The sequence below is a fragment of the Salinibacterium sp. NG253 genome, from assembly GCF_015864945.1.
In the GTDB taxonomy this organism is placed as follows: Bacteria; Actinomycetota; Actinomycetes; order Actinomycetales; family Microbacteriaceae; genus Rhodoglobus.
Map to the genome: position 1 here is coordinate 117,156 of NZ_JADYWF010000002.1, position 20,100 is coordinate 137,255.

At 62.7% G+C, this 20,100-nt stretch carries 17 protein-coding genes; 10 read left to right on the forward strand and 7 right to left on the reverse strand.

All coding sequences use genetic code 11. The annotated features are described in order from the left end of the window. The first annotated feature begins 77 nt into the window (after nt 1-77). From I6E52_RS10500 to I6E52_RS10515, 4 genes are all read left to right on the forward strand, one after another. Nucleotides 78-1,310, forward strand: coding sequence for a maltose ABC transporter substrate-binding protein (locus I6E52_RS10500; RefSeq protein ID WP_197157220.1), 1,233 nt, complete (start codon nt 78-80; stop codon nt 1,308-1,310). 131 nt (nt 1,311-1,441) lie between these two features. After that, complete coding sequence (locus I6E52_RS10505) at nt 1,442-3,055, forward strand: ABC transporter permease subunit (protein ID WP_197157222.1); 1,614 nt, start codon at nt 1,442-1,444, stop codon at nt 3,053-3,055. 1 nt (nt 3,056) lies between these two features. Further along, a complete protein-coding gene (locus I6E52_RS10510; RefSeq protein ID WP_197157224.1) occupies nt 3,057-3,983 on the forward strand; it encodes a sugar ABC transporter permease in 927 nt (308 codons plus the stop codon). Continuing rightward, nucleotides 3,983-6,007, forward strand: a complete 2,025-nt coding sequence (locus I6E52_RS10515) for a glycoside hydrolase family 13 protein (RefSeq protein ID WP_197157226.1) — start codon at nt 3,983-3,985, stop codon at nt 6,005-6,007. The genes I6E52_RS10510 and I6E52_RS10515 overlap by 1 nt, the downstream gene beginning before the upstream one ends. A 25-nt stretch (nt 6,008-6,032) precedes the next feature. On the opposite strand, the gene I6E52_RS10520 is transcribed toward I6E52_RS10515, so the two are convergent. The 4 genes from I6E52_RS10520 to tdh form a co-directional block, all read right to left on the reverse strand. Beyond that, nucleotides 6,033-7,064 (reverse strand): NADPH:quinone reductase, encoded by a 1,032-nt coding sequence (locus I6E52_RS10520; protein ID WP_197157228.1) that lies wholly within the window; start codon nt 7,062-7,064, stop codon nt 6,033-6,035. 68 nt (nt 7,065-7,132) lie between these two features. Further along, nucleotides 7,133-7,909, reverse strand: a complete 777-nt coding sequence (locus I6E52_RS10525; protein WP_197157230.1) for a GntR family transcriptional regulator — start codon at nt 7,907-7,909, stop codon at nt 7,133-7,135. Further along, a complete protein-coding gene (locus tag I6E52_RS10530; protein WP_197157232.1) occupies nt 7,900-9,099 on the reverse strand; it encodes a glycine C-acetyltransferase in 1,200 nt (399 codons plus the stop codon). Before I6E52_RS10530 ends, I6E52_RS10525 begins: the two co-directional genes overlap by 10 nt. A 50-nt stretch (nt 9,100-9,149) precedes the next feature. Next, a complete protein-coding gene (gene tdh / locus I6E52_RS10535) occupies nt 9,150-10,175 on the reverse strand; it encodes an L-threonine 3-dehydrogenase (protein ID WP_197158011.1) in 1,026 nt (341 codons plus the stop codon). 158 nt (nt 10,176-10,333) lie between these two features. On the opposite strand from tdh, the gene I6E52_RS10540 reads away from it, so the two are divergent. From I6E52_RS10540 to I6E52_RS10560, 5 genes are all read left to right on the forward strand, one after another. Beyond that, on the forward strand, nt 10,334-11,566 hold the full coding sequence (locus I6E52_RS10540) for an amidohydrolase family protein (RefSeq protein WP_197157234.1): 1,233 nt from the start codon (nt 10,334-10,336) through the stop codon (nt 11,564-11,566). 144 nt (nt 11,567-11,710) lie between these two features. After that, nucleotides 11,711-13,297 carry an ABC transporter substrate-binding protein gene (locus tag I6E52_RS10545; RefSeq protein ID WP_197157236.1) on the forward strand — a complete coding sequence of 529 codons (1,587 nt, stop codon included), beginning with the start codon at nt 11,711-11,713 and terminating at the stop codon, nt 13,295-13,297. Nucleotides 13,298-13,338: 41 nt separating this feature from the next. Continuing rightward, nucleotides 13,339-14,334 carry an ABC transporter permease gene (locus I6E52_RS10550; RefSeq protein ID WP_197157238.1) on the forward strand — a complete coding sequence of 332 codons (996 nt, stop codon included), beginning with the start codon at nt 13,339-13,341 and terminating at the stop codon, nt 14,332-14,334. Beyond that, nucleotides 14,331-15,128, forward strand: coding sequence for an ABC transporter permease (locus I6E52_RS10555; RefSeq protein ID WP_197157240.1), 798 nt, complete (start codon nt 14,331-14,333; stop codon nt 15,126-15,128). Before I6E52_RS10550 ends, I6E52_RS10555 begins: the two co-directional genes overlap by 4 nt. Further along, nucleotides 15,125-16,933: an ABC transporter ATP-binding protein gene (locus tag I6E52_RS10560; RefSeq protein WP_197157242.1), complete on the forward strand. Its 1,809-nt coding sequence runs from the start codon at nt 15,125-15,127 to the stop codon at nt 16,931-16,933. Before I6E52_RS10555 ends, I6E52_RS10560 begins: the two co-directional genes overlap by 4 nt. Before the next feature lie 19 nt (nt 16,934-16,952). Here the strand turns inward: I6E52_RS10560 and I6E52_RS10565 are convergent, their stop codons facing one another. The 3 genes from I6E52_RS10565 to I6E52_RS10575 form a co-directional block, all read right to left on the reverse strand. Beyond that, nucleotides 16,953-17,867: a cation diffusion facilitator family transporter gene (locus I6E52_RS10565; RefSeq protein ID WP_197157244.1), complete on the reverse strand. Its 915-nt coding sequence runs from the start codon at nt 17,865-17,867 to the stop codon at nt 16,953-16,955. 116 nt (nt 17,868-17,983) lie between these two features. Further along, nucleotides 17,984-18,238 carry a hypothetical protein gene (locus I6E52_RS10570; protein ID WP_197157246.1) on the reverse strand — a complete coding sequence of 85 codons (255 nt, stop codon included), beginning with the start codon at nt 18,236-18,238 and terminating at the stop codon, nt 17,984-17,986. 158 nt (nt 18,239-18,396) lie between these two features. After that, nucleotides 18,397-18,708 carry a PLDc N-terminal domain-containing protein gene (locus I6E52_RS10575; RefSeq protein WP_197157248.1) on the reverse strand — a complete coding sequence of 104 codons (312 nt, stop codon included), beginning with the start codon at nt 18,706-18,708 and terminating at the stop codon, nt 18,397-18,399. Nucleotides 18,709-18,998: 290 nt separating this feature from the next. Here I6E52_RS10575 and I6E52_RS10580 point away from each other — a divergent pair, with 290 nt between their 5' ends. Then, a complete protein-coding gene (locus tag I6E52_RS10580; RefSeq protein WP_231602070.1) occupies nt 18,999-20,048 on the forward strand; it encodes a low specificity L-threonine aldolase in 1,050 nt (349 codons plus the stop codon). Nucleotides 20,049-20,100: the final 52 nt, after the last annotated feature.

A 20,100-nucleotide genomic window follows, 5' to 3' on the forward strand; every position in this document is an offset into this window, starting at 1 on the left:
GCCGAACCCGGCCCATAGGAGGTATACATGGAAGCGCTTGCAGTTTGCAATGCTTTCACTGACGAAAGGCAGCACCAATGAGGGTGAACAACAAAGGACTGTGGGCCGTAGGCGCACTCACAGTTACTGCATCGCTAGTACTGACCGGATGCACAGCAGCATCCGACACAGCAGATAACAGCGCCGGAACTGGCGAAGCACTCACCGTGTGGGTCGACGCCGACCGCGCGGCCGTGCTCAAGGACGCCGCAGCAGACTTCACTGCTGAGACCGGTGTCGAGGTCAAGCTTGTACAAAAAGAATTCGGTGACATTCGCGACCAGTTCATCGCCCAAGTGCCCACCGGCAAGGGCCCCGACGTTGTCATCGGCGCCCACGACTGGCTCGGAACCTTCGTGACCAACGGTGTCGTTGCTCCCGTCGAACTCGGCGACAAAGCAGATTCCTTCCAAGACGTCGGAATCACCGCCATGAGCTACGAAGGCCAGGTCTACGGCGTTCCCTATTCGATCGAAAACATCGCTCTCGTGCGCAACACGGCCCTCGCGCCCAGCACACCAGCGACCTTCGACGAGATGGTCACCATGGGCGAAGCTGCCGGAACCGAATACCCGTTCTTGGTAGGGCTCGACCCTGAAGCGGCCGACCCGTACCACCTGTACCCCTTCCAGACCTCGTTTGGGGCGCCCGTCTTCGGCACCGCCGCAGACGGAAGCTACGACGCCGACGCACTCGAAATCGGCAACGCCGGTGGCGACAAGTTCGCGGCCTGGCTCGGTGAACAGGGCGCTGCAGGCGTACTCAACACCAACATCACTGGTGACCTCGCCAAGGAAAAGTTCATCGCCGGAGAATCGCCCTTCTACCTGACCGGACCGTGGAACGTGCCCGCCGCCGTCGAAGCAGGCATCGACGTGGCGATCGACCCGATCCCCTCCGCCGGTGGCGAAACCGCACAACCATTCGTGGGAGTGCAGGGCTTCTTCGTCAGTTCTAAGAGCGAGAATGCGCTCGCCGCCAACGAGTTCATCGTGAACTACATGGGCAGCGAAGAAGTGCAGACCGCACTGTTCGAAGTTGGCGGACGCGCACCAGCGCTCACGGCATCCTTCGAAGCAGCAAGCGCCGACCCGATCGTTGCCGGATTCGGCACCGTCGGTGAGAACGCCGTACCCATGCCCTCGATTCCCGCCATGGGAGCCGTGTGGGAGTTCTGGGGTGTGACCGAAGCCGCCATTATCAACGGCGGCGACGCAACGTCGCTCTGGCAGAAGATGTCAGGCGACATCGAAACCGCTATCGCCGGATAGCTCACGGTGGCCGCCCGTCTGCATGCGGGCGGCCACTTCCGCTGCACCACCGAGCCGGGCACTGCGTTCTTAGGACGCAGCCCCGGTTCGCACCGCTCGACTGACCTGCACGCCTTCAATGGAGAATCCCCGTGACGACACCCCCCGAGACTGATCCCGGCCCCATCCGGCAGTCGGCCCGCGCGAAACGTGCGACCAGAATTGCGGATGCCGCCTCCGGTGGCTGGAAAATTGTCGCCATCAAGATCCTGGGTCTCGGTGTCGTCGACGCGATCGCGATCTACGCGCTGTTTGTGCTCGTGCGCAGCGAATCGTGGCTCGTGGCTGGACTCGTCGTTGCGGTCACGCTGCTCGTCAACTGGATCTACTTCTCCCGCGGCAAGCTGCCCGCCAAGTACCTCGCGCCGGGCCTGATCTTTCTCGCCATCTTCCAAATCTTTGTGCTGCTCTACTCGGGCTACATCGCGTTCACCAACTACGGAACCGGCCACAATTCCACAAAAGCGGATGCCGTCAATTCGCTACTGCTGTCATCGCAGAACCGCGTCGCCGATTCGCCAAACTACCGTCTGACGGTGCTCGAGCAATTGGGCGAAATCTCCTTCCTCGTCACCGAGCCCGATGGCAGCGTGAGCATCGGCGGCAACGAACGACCACTCAAAGAAGTTCAGAACGCCCAGCTTGAGGGAGGCGTCGCGGTTGGCCTCGACGGGTATACGAGTCTTGGCTTCCAAGACATCCTCGGCAAGCAGACCGAGATCGCCGCCATCAGCGTCCCGTTGACCGACGACCCCAACGACGGCATGCTGCGCACCCCCGACGGGTCGAGCGCATTCCTCTACACGTCGTCGCTCGAGTACGACGAAGCCGCGGGCACGATGCGCGACACGAACTCCGGCACTGTCTACTCCGATATCGGCACCGGTGCCTTCACCTCGGATGCTGGCCAAGAGCTGCTGCCGGGATGGAAAATAGAGGTCGGGCTCGACAACTTCGTTCGCGCGTTCAGTGAGGACTCCATCCGTGGTCCGCTGATTAGCGTGACCGTGTGGACCTTCGCGTTCGCGTTCCTCTCGGTCTTCACGACCTTCGCGCTCGGGCTGTTCTTGGCGATTGTGTTCAATGACAAGCGGATGAAGAGTCGCAAGTACTACCGCATCATCATGATCTTGCCGTACGCGTTCCCTGGCTTCTTGTCGGCGCTGGTGTGGGCCGGAATGATGAACCAAGAGTTCGGCTTCATCAATGTGGTGCTGCTCGGCGGAGCCGAAGTGCCGTGGCTCACGAACGAGTGGCTGGCCAAAGGCTCAATTCTGTTCGTGAACCTCTGGCTCGGTTTTCCGTACATGTTCTTGGTGACGACGGGGGCGCTGCAGGCCATCCCTGAAGAGCTCACCGAAGCTGCGACAGTGGATGGCGCGAAGCCGTGGGCCATCTTTAGATTCGTCAAGCTGCCCCTGTTGTTGGTCTCGGTTGCGCCGCTGTTGATCTCGTCGTTTGCGTTCAACTTCAACAACTTCAACCTCATCTACATGCTCACCAATGGTGGGCCGCGCGATGTCTCCGCTGGGGTGAATGTTGGTGCCACGGACATCCTGATTTCGATGGTCTACAAGGTCGCCTTCGTGGGAGCCAACCGCGATTACGGGCTCGCGAGCGCGTTCGCGATCATCATCTTCATTCTGGTGGCGGGCATCGCCATCATCAGTTTCCGTCGCACGAAGTCGCTTGAGGAGTTGAACTGAGATGACTGCAACAACTCAGAAGCAGAACCCGGATGCCGCCGTGCGCTCGGACGTTGTCGTCGGTCACCCGAAGCGGCCCTTCAAGCGCTATTTCCGCGAAACCGGCTGGCGTCACCTCATCGGAATCGCTATGTCGATCTTCGCGGCGTTCCCGTTGCTCTACGTGTTTAGTGCGTCGCTGAACCCTGGCGGCACGCTCGTGACCGCCAACTCGCTCTTCTCGAACTTCAGCTTCGAAAGCTACGTCGATCTCTTCAACCGCCCCCAGCAGCCCTACGCTGCGTGGTTCGGCAACACTCTGCTGATCGGCGGTATCTCGTCGCTCGGCACCGTCTTCCTCGGCGCTCTCGCGGCATATGCCTTTTCGCGCATGCGGTTTATCGGCCGTCGGGTGGGGCTGCTCACACTGCTGCTCGTGCAGATGTTTCCGCAGCTGCTCGCCGTCGTCGCCATCTTCTTGTTGCTTTCCGGAATCTCCGAAATCTTCCCGGCGATCGGGCTTAACAGCCAGATCGGGCTCATCATGGTCTACCTCGGCGGCGCGCTCGGAGTGAACACCTACCTGATGTACGGGTTCTTCAACACGGTTCCGTCATCCATTGATGAGGCGGCGAAGATCGATGGCGCGGGTCATGCACGCATCTTCTTCACGATCATCCTGCGTCTGGTGGCACCTATCTTGGCGGTCGTCGGCCTGCTCTCGTTTGTGGGGACAACGAGCGAGTTCGTGATCGCCAGCATCGTTCTGATCGATCCCGACAAGCAGACTCTCGCGGTTGGCCTCTACCAGTTCGTGTCGCAAGAGTTCTCGCGCAACTGGAGCATCTTCGCCGCCGGCGCCGTGCTCGCGGCCATCCCCGTGATGACCCTGTTCTTGTTCCTGCAGAAATACATCGTCGGTGGCCTGACCGCAGGAAGCGTGAAGTGATGGATGCCCTGCTCCCACACCACGATGGCTCAGCGCTGCACGTCTCCACCCAGACTCCCGCGCTCGGCGATACCGTCACTCTGCGCCTTCGCGTGCCGGTGGGCTACGGCCCGCTGAAGGCAGTGCGGGTGCGCGAGAATCCCGACCACGAACCACGCTGGACGGATGCTCGCCTCACCGGAACCGCCGCCGGTTGGGACTGGTGGCAGGCCGACATCGTGGTGGAGAATCCGCGGCACGGGTACCGCTGGTTGCTCGTGCACGAGGCGGCTGATCACACTGAGTCGAAGCCACGTCACAGCACGTCGAGCGTTGCCGCTTCCGCGCACGGCAATGCCGGTCGCGTCGAGTGGCTCAACCAGAGCGGGCTTCACCCGATCGAAACGCTGGACTCCGAAGACTTTGCGCTGCTCGCGACTCCGGCTGCTCCGGAGTGGTTGGCGGAGACGGTGATGTACCAGGTGTTCCCCGATCGCTTTGCCCGCTCATCCGCTGCCGATTCTCACGCCAAGCCCGAGTGGGCTATTGCTGCGCGCTGGGACGAGCCGGTTGACCCGGTGCTGCCCGGCCGCTCGAAGCAGTTCTATGGGGGAGACCTCGATGGCATCACCGAGCACCTCGATCACCTGACCGAGCTCGGTGTGACAATGCTGTACTTGACGCCGATTTTTCCGGCCCGTTCGAATCATCGCTACGACGCGTCGAGTTTTGTGGATGTCGATGAGCTGTTGGGCGGGCGCGAAGCGCTGATCCGTTTGGTGGGCGAGGCCCACGCTCGCGGCCTCAAGGTCATCGGTGACCTCACGACGAATCACTCCGGTGACGCGCACGAGTGGTTCCAGGCGGCGCTCGGAAAGCCGGATGCGCCCGAGGGGGATTTCTACTACTTCACAAACGACGAGCACACCGAGTACGTGGGCTGGTTGGGCACGCCGAGCCTGCCGAAGTTCAACTGGAATTCGACTGAGCTGCGTGGGCGCTTCATTGAGGGTGATGATTCGGTCGTCGCGCACTGGCTGAAGGAGCCCTACAACTTCGACGGTTGGCGCGTGGATGTCGCGAACATGACCGGGCGGATGGGGGCCGAGGATCTCAACGAGGAGGTGCGGCAGATCATCCGCCGCACTATGGAAGACGTGAACCCGGACACGGTGCTGTTGGCGGAGTCGACGAACGACGCCGCGAGCGATCTGCAGGGCGATGCGTGGCACGGGGCGATGACCTATCCCTCGTTCACGCGCCCGGTGTGGGGCTGGCTCACCGAACCCGGTGATACCTCCCACGTCACCGCGGATGGCTCGATTGACCCCGAGGCGTGGTTCTTCGGGCAGCCCATCGGCGGCATCCCGAACTACAGCGCACGCGACTTTGCGGAGATGACGGTACGGTTCACGGCCAGCATTCCGTGGCGCATCCGGCTCGGCAATATGAACGCGCTCGACACTCATGACACCGCGCGGTTCCGTACCCATGCGCCTGCCGAGAACGTTCCGCTCGCTCTCGCACTCTCCGTAACGCTGCCCGGAGTGCCCGTCGTTTTCGCCGGCGACGAGTTTGGCCTCAGCGGAGACGACGGCGAAATCTCGCGCACGCCCATCCCGTGGGGAACCGAAACCGACCCGGCCGTGGCGCCGACCCTCGATGTCTATCGCGAGCTGATCGCACTGCGGCGTGAGTTGCCCACACTCTCGCACGGCGGTCTGCGCTGGCTGCACGTTGCTGATGACGCGCTCGTCTTCGTGCGCGAGGATGCTGCTGCCACGGTGCTGGTGGTCGTCGCGCGCTCGCCCTTGACGGTGACGCTGCCGGCCAACGCGCTCGGTGTTGAGCTGACAGCGATGGAGGACGCTGCACCTGCGGGTACCTTTGGGTCAGCTAAAAACGAGGCGGATGTTGCGAGCCCCGCGTTCCTCTCCGGCGACGCGACTCTGACATCCGCGGCCGCCGGGCTCACGATCTCGGCGGCCGCCCGCACCTGCGCGATCTGGACTCTGCCCGGCGTCGAGAACCCCGGCGCGCGCTGAGAGCCGCAAGCACAGGGGGTTGCGGCTACGCGACCGTAACGTCGATCAGTACTTTGCCGACGGCTCCGCTCTCGACGAGAGCGTGAGCATCCGCCGTCCGCTCCAGCGAAAAGCGGTGCAGCGGCAGGCCGGTCTCTTCGCCGATGCCGAGCGCCCCATCCTCAAGAGCCGCGTTGATAGCCTCGGCCGCGGCACGAATCGCATCAATGCCCACGGTGTAGAGCAACACGAATTGGTAGCGCACGTTGAGTGCGAAGTGGCGGCGCACATCGAGCGTCATCTCGTCGCCACCGTTGTTGGCGTAGACAGAGATCGAGCCTCGATTGCGAATGACCGCAAGGTCGAGCTCCGCATTCTGAGCGGGCGCGACTTCAACAATCTGATCGACCCCCTCCGGAGCAATCGCGCGAATCTGGTCGACAATATCGGAGTCGGTGTAGGTGAGCACGTGGTGGGCGCCAGCGGCGGTAGCGAGGGCCGCTTTCGACGGTCCGCTCACGGTCGTGATGACGGTGGCTCCGGCCCAGCGGGCAAGCTGAATCGCGGCATGACCGACAGCGCCGGCTCCACCGGCAACGAGCACGACCTTGCCGGTGAGAGCGGTCGGATACAGTTCGTCGGGGCCGTCTTCGGCCACAGTCAGCGCGCGGTAGGCGGTGACCGCGGGTACGCCAAGGCTGGCGCCCTGATCGAAGCTTGCGCTCGCGGGCAACGCAAAGACTCGCTCGGCGGGCAGAACGGCCTGCTCTTGGCTCGAGCCGCTGTTCGAGCGCTGGTAGGCAGCAAGGGCCAGCCATATGCGGTCGCCGACGCTGACATGCTGCACGTCAACGCCGACCGCTTCCACGATGCCGGCACCATCTTGGCCGGGAACAACCTCATCGAAGGCCAAGGCTAGACCGGATGCCGCACCGCGCCGCGACTTCCAATCGGTCGGGTTCACCCCGCTGACGACGATCCGCACGCGCACTTCGTCGGGCCCGGGTTCGAGTACTGGCCGCTCGACGAGCTGAAGTACGGAAGGGGCACCGGTCTCGCTGTAGACAATTGCTTTCATACCAACTCCAACGTTGTCGTGAGGGGGAACAATTCCCGACTGCCGCTACCCGCGGCACACGAGAAAATCTAGTGCCCGGGGATCGCGCTCCACGGTGCGCGCATCGTGCGCACGAAGGAGTACATCACGAGGGTGGGGTGGTGATGTTCGAGAGCGTAGAAGATGCGTTCGCCGCTGAGGGTGACGCCGATGGTCTCCCACATTTTGGCTTCGGTGCCCTTCTCACGTTGCAGCAGATCGGCATACTTGTCGTCGAGCAGCGCAACACCGGCGGTCACGATTTCCCACGCGATGCCTTCGCCCCACAGTTTCTTGGCCGACTCGTAAACCGGGTCGGTGGGGTTGATCGGGTCGTGCTCGCCAGCGGGCAGCGGGATCGTGTATTCGGCGACCATGGCGGCCTGATCGTCGGCGTACCAGCGCAGCACGATCTTCACGGCGCGGGTGGTGCTGAGGGGAGAAAGCAGGGGCGCTAGATCGGCGGGCAACTCGATCGTTTCGGCTGTCAAGATCTCGACCGAGGGCGTGTAGCCCATGCGCGCGAGCACTTCGCCGTAGGACACACTCGCCTCGAAGCGTGCGCTCAGACGCAGAGCAACCGGGTCAACAACAGTGGCCGCGCCCTGGCTGCGAATCACAATCCCTTGACGCTCCAACTGCGCAAGCGCCACCCGAACCTGCGGGCGGCTGCAGTTTAACCACTCGGCAAGCTTGAGCTCGCCGGGCAGCAGAAAGTTGGAGTCATGGGCCGCTTCACGCACATGACGAAGCACGCCACTGAGAATTCGCTCGTCTTCTGTGAGCGAACCGGTGACGATGCGGCCTTCGGGGACCGTTATTTCCATGTGTGCTCCTCTGCGGCGATCGACTTTCGTGCGGCCACAAAAGCCTCAACGCAACGGTTGATGTCCTCGCTTGAGTGTCCAGCCGACAACTGTACGCGAATACGAGCTTTGCCCAGCGGCACGACAGGGAACGAGAAGGCGATTACGTAGACGCCGAGCGCGAGCAGAGCATCCGCCATCGCGACTGCTTCGTGCTCGTCGGCAAACATGACCGGAATGATCGGATGCTCGCCCGGCAGCAGAGTGAACCCGGCCTCGGCCATTCCGGCGCGAAACTGCTCGGCGTTCGCCTTGAGCTTGGCGCGGCTCTCGGCCCCTTCGGCCACGAGGTTGAGCGCTTCGATTGAGCCGGCAACCACCGAGGGCGCGACAGCGTTCGAGAAGAGATACGGGCGAGCGCGCTGGCGCAGCAGTTCCACGATTTCGGCGTGAGCGCTGATGTAGCCACCGGATGCTCCGCCCAGCGCCTTGCCGAGCGTGCCCGAGATGATGTCGACGCGGTCGGAGACGCCGCAGTGCTCGGGCGTTCCCGCTCCGGTCTCGCCGACGAAGCCGACAGCGTGCGAGTCATCGACCATGACCATCGCGTCGTACTGTTCGGCGAGGTCGCAGATCGCTTCGAGCGGGGCAAGGTAGCCGTCCATCGAGAAGACACCGTCGGTGACGATGAGGCGGCGGCGGGCATCCTTCGCGGCAATCAATTGCGCTTCGAGGTCGGCCATGTCGCGGTTCTTGTAACGGTAGCGGGCGGCCTTCGAGAGACGGATGCCGTCGATGATCGACGCGTGGTTGAGCTCATCAGAAATCACGGCATCCTCAGCGCCGAGGAGCACCTCAAAGATGCCACCATTCGCGTCGAAGCACGAGGGGAACAGGATGGTCGCCTCCATGCTCAACAGCGCCGAGAGCCGGTTCTCGAGCTCAACATGCTGGGTCTGGGTGCCGCAGATGAAGCGCACGCTCGCCATCCCGAAGCCCCACTCGTCGAGGGCATCCTTCGCGGCAGCGACGAGGCGCGGGTGGTTGGCCAGACCGAGGTAGTTGTTGGCGCAGAAGTTGAGTACCGGCTTGCCACCCGACTCAACGTGGGCAGCTTGCGCAGTGTCGAGCTGGCGCTCGGTCTTATAGAGGCCAGCGGAGCGGATCTCGCTCAGGGTCTCGGTGAGTTGTTCGCGAACTTTTCCGTACATGGTGTTCTCCTAAAAATGTGGGGTGGGGCCGGCAGCCAGAGCGACGCGCGCTACGACCAGTCGATGATGACCTTGCCGCCATTTCCGCGGCGAGCGGTCGCGAAGGCTTCTTCCCACTGTTCGGCGGGGAAGCGGTCGGTGACGACGGCGGAGACATCCAAACCGGTGTGCACCATGGCGTTCATGGCGTACCAGGTCTCGAACATTTCACGACCGTAGATGCCCTTGATGGTGATCATGTGGGTCACGACGGTGGCCCAGTCGATGCCGATCGGTTCGGCGGGCAGGCCGAGCATGGCGATGCGGCCGCCCTGGTTCATGTTGCTGATCATCTCGGGCAGGGCGGTGGGGTGTCCGCTCATTTCGAGTCCGATATCGAAGCCCTCTTTCATGCCGAGCAGCTCTTGGGCTTCAGCGATGCGCGTTGTCGATACGTTGATCGCGAGGCTGACGCCCATCTCGCGCGCGAGTTGCAATCGTTGTTCGTTGACGTCAGTCATCACAATGTTGCGGGCGCCGATGTGGCGCGCGACCTTGGCGGCCATGAGTCCGATGGGGCCAGCGCCGGTGATGAGTACGTCTTCGCCAACCATCGGGAACGACAGGGCGGTGTGCACGGCGTTGCCCAGGGGGTCAAAGATGGCAGCAAGCTCGGGGTCGATATCGGTGGGATGCGCCCAGACGTTCTGTTCGGGAATAACGACGAATTCGGCAAAAGCACCGTCGCGGTTTACACCAATGCTTGAAGTGAATTTGCAGAGGTGTCGACGGCCTGCTCGACAGTTGCGACAGTGGCCGCAAACGACGTGGCCTTCGCCCGAGACGAGAGCGCCGATCTCGACCGAAGTGACTCCTTCGCCGAGTTCCACGACATGGCCAGAGAACTCGTGGCCAGGAATCAGGGGAGCGTTGATGGCGCCGGCGGCCCAGGCATCCCACGACTCAATATGCAGGTCAGTGCCGCAAATGCCGGTGCGGGCGACCCTGATTTTTACCTCCCCGCGACCGGGGGTCGGCTCGGGGCGTTCGGCCAATATGAGGCCGGGTCCGGCCTTGTCCTTATAGAGGGCCTTCATCATTGATTCCTCTCAGGCGGCGCGACACCGGCGCATGGTCACGCTTGTGGCGCGCCTCATGTGACGTGTCCGCTGCTGTGTTTCAGAGTACTGTCACTTGTTTACAAGTGCCACTCTTCTGCTAGCGTCGTACAAATCATAAGTTGAAGGAGCCATTCGTGACCGAAATATCCCAGCGCATCGAGGGAATATCGCTATGGGATGGAACGGCCGCACATGGCATTGGCTCCCTCAGCTGGACAGGTGACCGGATCGACGCGGTAGAAACCGTCGCCGACAGCACCGCCACCGATTCGGATGCCGCAACCACGACATCCGAATACAGCGTGATTCCCGGGCTCATCGACACTCACGTTCACCTCGGCGGCTACGCCGGACCGAACACTGTCGACTGGGTTTCGTGGCCGCTGATCACGCCGTGGGAAGAGCAGGTCTTCCACATCGCGGCGAACGCCCACCAGGCAGCCCGCAACGGCGTGACCACGCTGCGCGATCTCGCCGGCGACGGCCGTCAACTGGCCGTCAAGCGCGCCTTTGATCAGGGCATCCAGCAGGGGCCGCGCATTCTGGTGCACGGCCCCGTAGGCATGACCGCGGGCCACGGCGATCTCTTCATCCCGCCGCACTACCCGCACCGCACGCCCACCGCCGACAGCCCAGACGAGTGCCGCAAGCTCGTGCGCGAATACGCTCGCGCCGGTGTTGACGGCATCAAGATCTTCACGAGTGGCGGCGTTCTTTCGACCGGCGACAAGGTCGACTGGCGTAACCAGACCACCGCCGAAATCGAGACGACTCTCGACGAGGCCCACGCTCTCGGCCTCAAGGTTGCCGCACACAGTCACTCCACCGAGGGCAACCAGATTGCTCTGGATGCCGGAGTCGACTCCCTCGAACACGGCACCGGCATTACCGAAGAGCAGTGGCCGACGCTGCTCGAGCGCAACATCTCGGTGGCTCCCACGCTCATGATCAACGACGTGATCGCGGAAGCTCGCATTCCCGTCTCGGCCGAAGCGCAAGAAAAAGCGCAAGCCGTTGTGCTCGAGCGCAACACCAACTTTGCTGCAGCAGGGCGCGCCGGAGTGCGCTTCGTGCTCGGCACCGATGCCAATGGCATTTTCGTGAAATTCGGCGATCAGATGGAAGAAGTGCGTCTGATGGCCGAGATGTTTGGATGGAGCGCCGAACGCGCGCTGCAGTCTGCGACCTCGGATGCCGCCGATGCACTCGGCCTGGCAGACAAGGTCGGAACCCTCGCGACCGGATGGGGCGCTGACTTCGTCGTGCTCAAGGGCCGTCCGTGGGAAGACATCACTCAGCTTCGAACCGAAAACATCGTCGCGGTTGTCTCGCGCGGTGTTGTGGTGTTCGGAGAGCTACCGCAGTAATCGCATCACCCGCATCACCCGCGTTACCAGTACGACTACCTCCAGTAGTAAGTGCAGCACCAGCACCACCAGCATCCGCATCACATTCCGCAGTACCACCGCAACGCTCACCACGTTGCGTAGACAGCACTGAAAGGACCGAGTATGAACTCCCCGAAAAACCGAGTACTTCGCTGGGGCATTGCCCCCATCGGAGCGCTTGCCGCACTGGGCCTGTTGGCCTCTTGCACGGCAGGGCCAGCCGCTTCGCCCAAAACGGATATCACGATGGCAGTCACGGGCGACCCCGTCTGCCTCGACCCGCAGCAAGTCACCCTCACGACCGCGCTCAACATTGGCCGCCAGGTTGTTGACTCGCTCATTGATCAGGATGCCGAAACCGGCGAACTGGTTCCATGGCTCGCAGAGAGCTGGGAAACCAACGATGACCTCACCGAGTTCACCTTCGAGCTGCGTGATGACGTCACCTTCAGCGATGAGACTGCGCTGACGGCAGACACCGTGGTCAAGAACCTCGATGCTCTCTTCGAGATGGGTTCCACCGCATCCCTCGCGTCACAATACCTCGCCGGTTACGAAGGCAGCACCGCTGTTGACGAGAACACGGTGACCGTGAACTTCGAGTCGTCGAACGCCCAGTTCTTGCAGGGCGCCAGCACCATCACGCTTGGCCTCGTCTCTGACGCCACCACCGAACTCAGTGCTGAAGACCGTTGCCAGACTGTTGTCGGCTCCGGCCCGTTCACGATCGACTCTTACGTGGCTAACGACTCCGTCGTGATCGCCAAGCGTGTCGGTTACGACTGGGCATCCGAACTTCGCGGCCACAGCGGTGAAGCACTCGTTGACACCGTCACGTTCCCGATCACGCCTGAGGCTGGCGTGCGCACCGGTGGACTCCAGACCGGCGAATTCGACATCATCCAGGACCTTCCTGCTGTAGACGAGACCCGCTTCGACACCGCGGACTACAACATCTACGCTCGCGGAAACCCGGGAATGCCGACGAGCCTCGTGCCCAACACCACACGCCCCGTCGTCAGCGACGAGATCGTGCGTAAGGCAATGCTGCTCGCTACCGATCGTGCGGAAATCACCGCACTCACCGGTTCGTCGCAGTCGCAGCCCGCGTCGAGCGCGCTGAGCTCCGCTACTCCTGGCTACAGCAGCCAGGCAGATGCCATGGCCTACGACCTCGATGCAGCCACCGTGTTGCTCGACGATAACGGTTGGGTAGTCGGCTCTGACGGCATCCGCGAGAAGGACGGCCAGCGTCTCACCATGAGCGTTACCGCGTTCTACGGCCAGGATGTTCTTGAGGCAACTCAGATTCAGCTCGCTAAGGCTGGCATCGACCTGCAGCTCAACATCGTGACCGCCGGAGACTTCTTCGGAGCTATCGCGACTGGTGACTACGACTTCTTGAGCGCCAGCCTCACGCGCACCGACCCCGACGTTTTGCGGGTCACGTTCTCGAAGGATGCCGTCTCGAAGTGGGCCATCATCGACGACGCTGAACTGGAATCGCTGCTCACCGAGCAGGCCAGCACAGCAGACACCACTGAGCGCACGGAACTCATCGCCGAAATTCAGGAGATGATTATTGACCGTGCCTACCTGATCCCGCTTCTCGAAGTTGCTCAGGTGCACGCTTCAACCGCCAACGTTTCTGGTCTGACCTTCGATTCGTCGTCGCGACTGATCATGTACGACGTCAGCGTCTCGGAATAACTCTCCCTAGGTGATGTGACCAGCATGAACGAGCGTCAGTCGTGACACAGGTGAAAGCCTGGGCAGGCTACTTGCTGCCCAAACTCGGACAGTTCCTGTTCGTTGTGGTGGCTACCTACACGCTCGTTTTCGTGCTGGTCCATTTCCTGCCCGGTGACCCGTTGATCGCCGCCCTTGCAGCAAAGGGCGGCGCATCAACGGTCATCGATCCGGCCGAACTCGATGCCCTGCGGGTGCAGTACGGCCTCGACGGGTCGCTCTGGCAGCAGTACTTCGGCCACCTCATCGCGGCGGCTCAGGGAGACCTTGGGGTCTCGATCTCTACCGGTGTTCCCGTGACCGAGATGATTGCCCGAGCGTTCCCGTTCAGCGTGCAGATCGCCTCGCTCGCTCTGCTCTTCGGCGTGACATCCGCCGTTCTCATCACCTTCTTGGCCTACGCCGCGCCGTGGCCGTGGCTGCGCCAACTGCTGCTACAGATTCCGCCATTCGGGATCGCGGTGCCCGCCTTCTTGAGCGGCCTGCTGCTGATCAGCGTCTTCGCCTTCAGCCTCGGCTGGTTGCCCTCGGCCGGCGCTCGCAGCTTCGACGCCGCAATCCTGCCGGCGATCACGCTCGCCCTGCCCGTCGGCGCCCTCTTTTTCCAGGTCTTCTCTTCTGCCGTGCTTGAAGCCCAGAACAGTCCCTATGTCTTTACGGCCGTAGCCAAGGGTGTACCTCCGCGCCGCATCTTCACGAAGCACTTGCTGCGCAACGCGATGCTGCCCTCCATCACCATTCTCGGGTTGCTCATTGGGTACTTGGCGGGAGGAACCGCCGTCGTCGAGACCGTCTTCTCGCGCGACGGAATCGGCCGCATGACCGTCAATGCCGTGCTCGCCCGCGACATCAATGTCATCCAGGGCGTTGTGCTGCTGGTGGGCGCGATCTATGCGCTCGTCAATCTGCTCGTGGATGTCGCCTACGGCTTCATCGACCCACGCACCAGAATCGGTGGCGGCATTCCTTCGCGCGCACGGCTGGGGGCAAAGAAATGACCAATCTGCGCAAGCCCGGCTTCGTTCTCGGGCTCATCATTATCGCGTTGGCGATCGTGGCCTCTCTGGCACCTCAGTTGCTCGCGACCCACGATCCCTTCGAATCAGTAGCCACCGACCGTCTGCTGCCACCGAGCGCTCAGTACCTGTTCGGCACCGATAACTTGGGCCGCGACCTCTACTCGCGCGTCATCTATGGAGCCGCCCTCTCGCTGCTCTCGGCATCCCTCGCCGTCGTCGTCGGCGTTGTTGTGGGTGCCGTTGTCGGCCTCATTTCCGGCTTTGTCGGAGGCCGCACTGACTTCATCATCATGCGCTTCGTGGATGTGCTGATCGCCGTTCCCGGAGTTCTGCTCGCCCTGATCGTCGTCGCCAGTCTCGGCTTCGGCCCCGTCTCGCTCGCCCTTGGCGTTGGACTCGGAGCCGCCGGCAGCTTCGCGCGCGTCATGCGATCGCAAGTGCTGCGCATCCGCAGCGAAGAGTATGTGGAAGCGGCTCGCACGCTCGGGGTTCGTTCGCCAGCCATTCTCGTGCAGCACGTTCTTCCCAACGCCGCCCGCCCCGTGATCGCGATGGCGGCGCTCGAACTCGGTACCGCAATTCTTTCGGTCTCGGCCCTGACCTTCCTCGGCTTTGGGGCTCCGCCGCCCGCTCCCGAGTGGGGCGCACTCGTCTCGGCGGGCCGCGACTACGTGGCGACCAACCCCGGCCTCAGCATCATTCCGGGTGCCGTAATTCTTGTGGTCGTGCTTGCCGTAAACCGGGTCGCGCGATCGATCGGAGGCGACGAATGATCGAGCACGGTTCTGGTGCAAAAGTAGGGTCTGGCGCGAACGCGGTGGACGAGCACACCACGGAAGTGGACGACAACATCCTCGTCGTGCGCGACCTGCACGTCTCCTACGCGACCCGCTCGGGTTCCGTGGCGGCGGTGCGCGGCATCAGCTTCGTCGTTCCGCGCGGCAAGATCGTCGCGATTGTCGGCGAATCGGGCTCAGGTAAAAGCACGACCTCGCAAGCGCTGATTCGGCGGTTGGCATCCGGCGGCCGTATCGACAGCGGCTCCATCGAGTTCGAAGGGCGCGATCTCGGCCCGATGTCGGAGCGCGAGCTGCGCTCCATTCGCGGCGGTCGCATCGGCTTCGTGCCGCAAGACCCCAGCAAGTCACTCAACCCGCTCATGCGCGTCGGCGACCAGATCGCCGAGGCGCTGCGCCTGCACCTCAAGCTGAGCAAAGCCGAGGCGGCGACCGAAGCGGTGCGCATTCTGGCTGAGGTCGGTCTGCCGGATCCGGATGCTCGCGCCACCCAGTTTCCGCACGAACTATCGGGCGGCATGCGCCAGCGAGTGCTCATCGGAATCGCGTGGGCGTGCAACCCCCAACTCGTCATTGCGGACGAGCCGACGAGTGCCCTCGACGTGACCGTGCAACGCCACGTTCTCGACAACATCGACGAACTCGTGCGTCGCCACAACACCTCCGTCGTTCTCGTCACCCACGACCTTGCCGTCGCCGCCGACCGCGCTGATTACGTCGCTGTCATGAGCAATGGCGAGATCGTCGAGCAAGGTACGACCGAACAGGTGCTGTCGGCGCCCACCCACGAGTACACGAAGAAACTCGTGGAATCCGCTCCGGGGTTGGCGAGCAAACGCCTCACCCCGTCATTGACTGTTCTCGGCGAACAACAGCAATCGAGCGCGGGAAAGCTATTCACCCACACCCGCCCGGCGCAGCCTGCGGGCTCATCCACGGCATCCGGAGCCGTCGCTGCTTCCGCCGCCAGCAGCGGGGCGGATGCCGCTGAAGCCACCAACATTCTTGAGGTCTCGAACCTAGTGAAGACTTTCGCTCTGCGCCGCCAGGGCGGTGGCTCGCAAGTGTTGCGCGCCGTCGACGATGTCTCGTTCGTGGTTCCGCGCGGCTCGACCTTCTCGATCGTGGGGGAGTCGGGTTCGGGCAAGACGACGACGGCGCGCATTGCGGCTCGTATCGCGTCGGCCGATTCGGGCACCGTCAGCTTCGACGGCACCGATGTCACCTCGCTCTCGGGCGAAGCTTTGCGTCAACTGCGCCGCCGCGTGCAGGTCGTCTACCAAAACCCCTTCGGTTCGCTCGACCCCAAGATGTCGATCGAGAAGATCATCGCTGAGCCGCTGCGTGCCTTCCGCGTGGGCGATCGCACGCACCGCGCCGAAGTTGCTCGCGAACTGCTCGAGCACGTGAGCCTCAGCCCCACGCTCGCGCAGCGCCGACCGACCGAACTTTCGGGTGGTCAGCGCCAGCGCGTCGCCATCGCGCGTTCGCTCGCGATCGGCCCCGAGTTGATCGTGCTCGATGAGCCCGTGTCTGCTCTGGATGTCTCGGTGCAGGAGCAAATCCTGCAACTGTTGGTCGACCTTCAGGTGCAGTTCGGGCTCAGCTACCTCTTCATCTCCCACGACCTCGGGGTGATTCGCCAAATCTCTGACCACATCGCCGTGATGCGTTCCGGCAAGGTGCTCGAAGCGGGCACCGCCCACGATGTGATGTCGAATCCGCAGCATGAGTACACGCGGGAACTGCTCGAGGCGATTCCGGGCCAGCGCGCGAAATAGTCGGTGGTGTGGCAACCGCCTAGTGGTGGTGCACGTGCTCTTCGTCGATGTTGCTTTCTGGCTCGATCTGGAATGTCGAGTGTTCGATGCTGAGCTCGAAGTGTTCGGCGACGCATTTTTGCAGGGCTGGCAGCATCTCGGCGGCGTGACCGTCGCGGAAGCAGGCGTCACCGACTATGACGTGCGCGGTGAGCACGGGCAGGTCTGAGGAGATGCGCGTGATGTGCAGATCGTGCACCGCGGTGACGTGCTCCATAGCCATGATGTGGGCGCGCACCGCTTCGGGGTCTATGCCCTTCGGGGTGGACTCCAGCAGCACGCCGAGGCTGGCTTTCAGCAGGATGATGGTGCGGGGCACAATCAGCAGGGCGATCAGGATGCCGACCACGGCATCCGCCTGATACCAGCCGAAGAGGGCGATCACGATTGCGCTGATGATGACGCCGACGGAGCCAAGCGCATCGTTCACGACTTCGAGGAACGCTGCCTTCATATTGAGGTTGGAGTTGCGGCCGCCGGTCAGCACTAGCATGGCCGCAAGGTTGGCTACGAGCCCGATGATTCCGAAGATCAACAAGCCGGTTGGCTGAATCTCGGGTGGGTCGAAGAGGCGACGCACGCCTTCGACGAGGGCGTAGATTCCGACGGCGAAGAGCAGGCTCGATTGAGCCATGGCGCTCAATACTTCGGTGCGCTTGAGGCCCCAGGAGTGTTTGCTGGTAGCTGGGCGCTGCATGAGGCCAGCGGCGAGCAGCGCCATGAGCAGGCCGGCAGAGTCGGTGAGCATGTGGGCGGTATCGACCAGCAGTGCGAGGCTGCCGGTGACGATCGCGCCGATGGCCTGGGCAATGACTACGCCCACGGTGATAATGAACGCGATGAGTAGCCGGTTGCGGTTGTCGGTACTCGTAGCGTGATCGTGCCCGGCGCCCACTAGTGCACTCCCGTGGCGCGCGCAGAAGCCAATCGATCCATGGGGCTGATTCTAGTTGCCCGCGTTGCGTATTAGTCCCGGAAAGTTAGACGATCAACGACCAGTGCGCTCGGGGGTCAACGGTCGGCTTTCGCTAGCTGGAACTGCCGGGCGTGGCGGGCTTGAGCCTCATCGAGCGTTGCGCAGGTGCCTAGTGGCTTGGCGCGGTGGTCGGTGATGAAGAATTCACCGGAGGAACTTCGCTCGATCATTCCGGCGAATTCGCCGGCGGCATTGCCTACCCACAAGCCTGCTTGGATGGTCGTCCAAGCGACGGCGGGGCGTGCTCGGTCTGCTGAACTTTCGGTCGGCCGGGGCGCGGCAATCGTCATAGTTTTCTACTCCTTCGAGTTCACACTATTGAAGACCTCAGACACTGCAGGGTTGCATCCCGCTGCTGTGCGGGTGGTGCTCACTACGATTCAACTCCTTAGGAGCGAGTCTGTCGAGGCCTCATTTGAGCAATTTAGTTGTTCCTTACATTCGTTGCTCAGGCGGGGGTTGGCTGCTCGTGTGCGCGCTCATCATCGAGCATCTTGCGGCGGCCGATAAAGAACCAGCAGAGCGGGCCGGCAATGGTGACGACCAAGGAAATCCCTACCCACACGGCAAGTTCGATTGCCCGAAGCTTGTCACGATTGCGATAGAGGGAAACGAGAGCAAGCACCGAGACTGCGAGCGAGACGAGCCCGATGAGCACGAAGAATCCGATGTAGGCGAACCAAAAGATCATCATGAAGACGACCGCGATCGCTGCCGACCCGTCGGGTCCACCGTTGCTCACTGCTGCAAAAATACTCATGTTTCAAGGGTACCGGGCTGGGGCGGCGCACCATAGCCCTCAAAGGGGCGTCGTGTCATTGCGTTAGGCGCAATAAAGCTGCACGATATCGACCCGGAGACGGGGCGGCTATCCGGCACTACCCGCCGCGAGATATCATCGACTAAGAGTGGCTCGGAGCAGTGCTGATCGTTGCCGAACACTCGACTGATTCGCTTTCTGCGGTGGTGATTCGGTCTAGTAGCGCTCGAGGCCCAGGGCCCGAGGCGCATCCGATTGGCATTCCCTATTTCTCGTTTCAGAAAGCTGCCATGACCCCGAACGATTCCATCCTGCGTGGCTACCTGAGTGACAACGCTGCCGGTGCTTCACCGCAGATTCTGGATGCCGTCGTTGCGGCATCCGCTGGCCCCGCTGCGCCCTATGGAAACGATGCGCTCACGGCTCAGATGCGCGCGAAGATGGCGGCAGCGTTCGAGTGCGACCTTGAGGTATTTGCGGTCGGCACCGGATCAGCGGCCAACGGAATCGGCCTTGCTTCGCTCACGCGGCCGTGGGGCAGCATCCTCGCCCACGCCGACAGCCACATTCAGAACGACGAGGCCGGTGCTCCCGAGTTCTTCACCGATGGCTCAAAGATTGTGTTGCTCGGAGGCGAGCACTCCAAGATCGACCCCGACGAGTTGCGGGTCGCAGTGAAGGCTGGTCGTGGCGACGTGCACAGTGTTCAGGCATCCGTGCTCAGCATCACGCAGGTCACGGAGACGGGCAGCGTGTACACGATCGACGAATTGCGCGTCTTGACGGATATTGCGCGCGAGGCTGGCCTGCGCATCCACATGGATGGCGCTCGCTTTGCCAACGCTCTCGTCGCCCTCGATGTGAGCCCCGCCGAGATGACGTGGAAGCTCGGCGTCGACATGCTCTCGTTTGGGGCGACCAAGAATGGCGCGCTGACGGCGGATGCCATTGTCTGCTTCGACCCGACGCTCGCGACCGAGCTGTCGTTCCGCCACAAGCGCGGCGGCCAGCTCACCTCCAAGATGCGGTTCCAGGCCGCCCAGCTCGACGCGTATCTGACCGATGACCTCTGGCTCGACAACGCCCGCCAAGCCAATGCGATGGCGGCGCGCCTTCGCGCGGGAATCGCGGATGTCGCGGGCGTCACTGTCACGAGTAAGCCCGGCAGCAACATCCTCTTCGCTGTCTTCTCTGACGAACTTACTGAAGCCCTCCACGATCGCGGTTTCGGCTTCTACGCCAACCGTTGGGAGCCTGGCGTCGTGCGCATCGTGGTGTCCTTCGCGCACCAGGCGGCAGACATCGACGCGTTCGTCGCTGCCATCCGCGAGCTCGCGTAGCGCGCACGGCTAGCCCGCACCCGCAACGCGCACACCTAGCGCGCCAACACTT